4 protein-coding genes are annotated in these 3,390 nt (G+C 69.4%); 2 read left to right on the top strand and 2 right to left on the bottom strand.

The window, feature by feature from the left end; genetic code table 11:
* Together BW737_RS16955 and BW737_RS09855 are read right to left on the bottom strand one after the other, a co-directional pair.
* Positions 1-216, bottom strand: a 216-nt coding sequence (locus tag BW737_RS16955) for a hypothetical protein (RefSeq protein WP_218961885.1), incomplete at its 3' end; no start/stop codon positions are given.
* The gene (locus BW737_RS09855; RefSeq protein WP_180272183.1) at positions 209-787 is read right to left on the bottom strand and encodes a flavin reductase family protein; all 579 of its coding nucleotides are present in this window, start codon (positions 785-787) and stop codon (positions 209-211) included. The genes BW737_RS09855 and BW737_RS16955, both read right to left, overlap by 8 nt.
* A 198-nt stretch (positions 788-985) precedes the next feature.
* On the opposite strand from BW737_RS09855, the gene BW737_RS09850 reads away from it, so the two are divergent.
* Together BW737_RS09850 and BW737_RS09845 are read left to right on the top strand one after the other, a co-directional pair.
* Positions 986-2,239 carry an exonuclease SbcCD subunit D gene (locus BW737_RS09850; protein ID WP_086616099.1) on the top strand — a complete coding sequence of 418 codons (1,254 nt, stop codon included), beginning with the start codon at positions 986-988 and terminating at the stop codon, positions 2,237-2,239.
* A partial coding sequence (locus tag BW737_RS09845; RefSeq protein ID WP_180272182.1) for an AAA family ATPase occupies positions 2,239-3,390 on the top strand: 1,152 nt, incomplete at its 3' end. The genes BW737_RS09850 and BW737_RS09845, both read left to right, overlap by 1 nt.

The following is a 3,390-nucleotide window of genomic DNA, read 5'->3' as shown; positions in this document are numbered from 1 at the left end:
CGCGGACAGATCAATCCCAGGACAGACCCAACCAGGCCGCCAGTCCGAAATAGGGTCACACACCCCCAGCACCGAGCAGACACTTACATTCTCTACGTCCGAAAACGGCACAAACGCGCTCACGGCGTCGATCCGCGACTTCGTGATCGTTGGAATGACGCGGTTCTCCGAGACGGCCTCTGGCCCGCCGGGGGCGTTTATGCCGATTTCAGACATTCTTCTCCGGTCCCAACCGCATTTCACCGACGACACCGGGCTCGCAGAACAAGGCTGGGGTGAGTCGGGCGTAGGCCTCCCGTATTGGTAGCCGGAGCAGCTCCTCATGCATCGCAAGTATCTCGATCCTACCGAACAGGAAGACTTCTCCACCGTCGAACCGAACCGTTCTAACCAGGCTGCAATCTGCGTACGCAGGGCACTCCAGCAGGTGCGGCGCTCCGTCCACGTGTGATTCCTCCAGAGTCAGGCCCGCAACCGCCAGTCTGCTTCTTCTCGGCGCGTCCGCGACTTCTGCGACTCGCTCGGCTTGCCGGGTGGTAGGGAAGTTCAGGGTGAAGCGTCCGGTAGCGGTTGCGTTGGCACACGTCCGATGCCGCTCGGAGCAGCCGAACCCGATGATCGGCCCGCGGAAGGCGGCCATCGACACCCAGCTCTTCGGCGCCAGATTCACCTCATTTTCGGCGTCGTGAGTGGTCACGTACACGATCTGGCCGGGCACCGGAGAAGGGTGCCACTGCCACTTGTCGTCGGGCAGCGGACGAAATGGCGAAGCGGCAGTCTGATCCATGCCTTGCACCATAGCTGCCCGGGATAGAGTCAATGCATGAACCGGAGCCTTACGGTGACGGCTACCCGCTGGTCGGGCGGCTGGGAGCTTGAGCTCGACGACGACCACTGGGTCACCCGTCTGGAACGCGCCCACCGCCTGAGCACCACCTGCTAAGCACCTCGAATTCGTGTCGGAGGGCTGTGAGAGGCTGCGGGCATGCGGATCCTCCACACCTCCGACTGGCACCTCGGGCGCACCTTCCACGGCCGGGTGCTCGATGACGCCCAGGCCACCTTCGCTGAGCACCTGATCGAGCTGGTCGAGGCCGAACACGTGGATGCCGTCGTCATCTCCGGGGACGTGTACGACCGCGCCATCCCACCCGCGGCCGCCGTCAGCCTGCTCGATGACACCCTGTGCCGCCTGGCCGACCGCACCCGCGTGGTACTGACCTCCGGCAACCACGACTCCGCCCAGCGGCTCGGCTTCGCCGCCGACCTGCTGCGCGAGGGGCTGGACCTGCGCGTGCGCGTGGCCGACGTGGACCGCCCCGTCATCATCCCCGACGCCGCCGGCGGCCCAGGCCTGTACGTCTATGCCCTGCCCTACCTGGACCCCGACGCCGCCCGCGTATCTCTGCCCGGCCTGCTCGCAGAGCGCATCGGGGAACCCGCCGACGGCCACGCCCTGCTGCCGCGCAGCCACGAGGCGGTGGTCTCCGGGGCACTGCGACTGGTGGCGCACGATTTGGCTTCGCGGCGGGCCAACGACCAGGCCAAGGTGCCGGCGCTGGTCCTGGCGCACGCCTTCGTCGTCGGCGGGCAGGCCAGTCCCGAATCCGAACGGGACATACGCGTCGGCGGCATCGACTCCGTGCCGGCGGGCGTATTCACCACGCTCGGCGGCTCACCGCTGGCGGCCGCCTCCGGTGGACTCGATTACGTGGCCCTCGGGCATCTGCACCGCCCGCAGGAACTGCACGCCCCCGCGTCCCCGCGCCTGGTCTACTCCGGCAGCCCACTGCCCTTCTCCTTTCCTGAGGCCGACACCGCCAAGTCCTCCGTGCTGTTGGAGCTGGACACCTCCGGCGTCACCCGCCTGGAGCGCATCCCCACGCCCACCCCGTACCGGCCCATCACGCTGCGCGGCACGCTCGAGGAACTGCTCGCCCCTGCAAACGCCGCACACGCCACCGACTGGGTGCGCGTGGAGCTGACCGGGCCCATGCCGTCGGGCACCATGGCCCGCCTGAAGGATCGCTTCTCCAACCTGCTGGCCTTCTCCCACGCCCGCCCCGAACGCGAGCAGCGCGAGACCATCATCATCAGCCGCACCTCGGACCCGGTGGAGGTGGCCGACCGCTTTCTGGCCGAGATGCTGGGGGACGATCCGAGCCCCGCCCAGCACGCCATCATGTCCGCGGCCTACGACGCCGTCCGCAGCCGCACCAACAGTAAGGAGGAGCGCTAATGCGCCTTCACCGCCTGACCATCACCGGCGTGGGCCCGTTCCGCGGCACGGAGACCATCGACTTCGACCGCTTCACCGGTTCCGGCCGCTTCCTGCTGACCGGGCCCACCGGCTCGGGCAAGACCACCATCATTGACGCGATCGTGTTCGCCCTTTACGGGCAGGTGGCCGACTCCGACGGCTCCTCCAAGCAGCGCATCCGCTCCACCCTGGTCGCTCCCACCGCCCCCAGCGAGGTAGAGCTCGTCTTCTCCACCTCCGCCGGCATCTACCGGGTCCTGCGCACGCCGGAGTACCTGCGCCCGAAGCGACGTGGCAACGGCACCACCAAGCAGAATGCCTCGGTGAAGCTGTGGCGGCTGTCGGCCCCCGACGGTCCGCCCGTAACCGAGCCGATCACCCGCATTGACGAGGCCGGCAGGGAGATCAGACGCATCGTCGGCCTGGACCGGGAACAGTTCACCCAGACCGTGATCCTGCCCCAGGGGAAGTTCGCCCAGTTCCTGCGGGCCACCTCCGATGAGCGTCACGAGCTGCTGCGCGACGTGTTCGGCACCGGCATCTTCGACGCCATGCAGGAGGAACTGCGCGCCCGCAGACGCAGCGTGGAGCAGCAGATCCAGGCGGCCCGGACAGCCCTGCGCGCCCGCGCCGACGTCCTGGCCCCGCTACTGCCCGCACCCGGTGCCCCGTCACCGGCCATCGGCGCATCAACGCACGACGCACCAACTGTTCCCGGCGTCGGGGCACCACCCAGCATCCCCGACGCCGAGTCCGCGGCCCCCGCCGACGTCACCGAGCCGGCTCCGCCCGCCGCCCGGCTGGAGGCCCTCGTCACCGCTGCCGCGCCCGACACCACCGCGATTATCGCCGTCGGCGAGGAGGCCGTGGCGGCTGCCCGGGCTGCGGCCGTCCCCGCCGAGGAGGCCCTACGGGCGGCCGACGACACTCGGCGAGAAGCCGCTGCCGCCCTCGACGTCGCACGCGCGCTACAAGAACGCCTGGACCGCCGCGCCCGGCTATTAGACGAGCAGCAACAGCTCGATGCCGCCGCCGCGCAGGACGCCGAGGCCGCCGCCCGCCTGGATGCAGCGCGCCGCGCCGAGCCGGTCGCCCGTGCACTAACGCGGGCACAGGAGCCGCACGCGCCG

Origin of the sequence: Actinomyces ruminis (assembly GCF_002154335.2) — a bacterium.
Lineage (GTDB): Bacteria > Actinomycetota > Actinomycetes > Actinomycetales > Actinomycetaceae > Actinomyces > Actinomyces ruminis.
The sequence above is the reverse complement of the archived record's forward strand: the minus strand, read 5'-3'. Positions and strand labels throughout refer to the sequence as shown.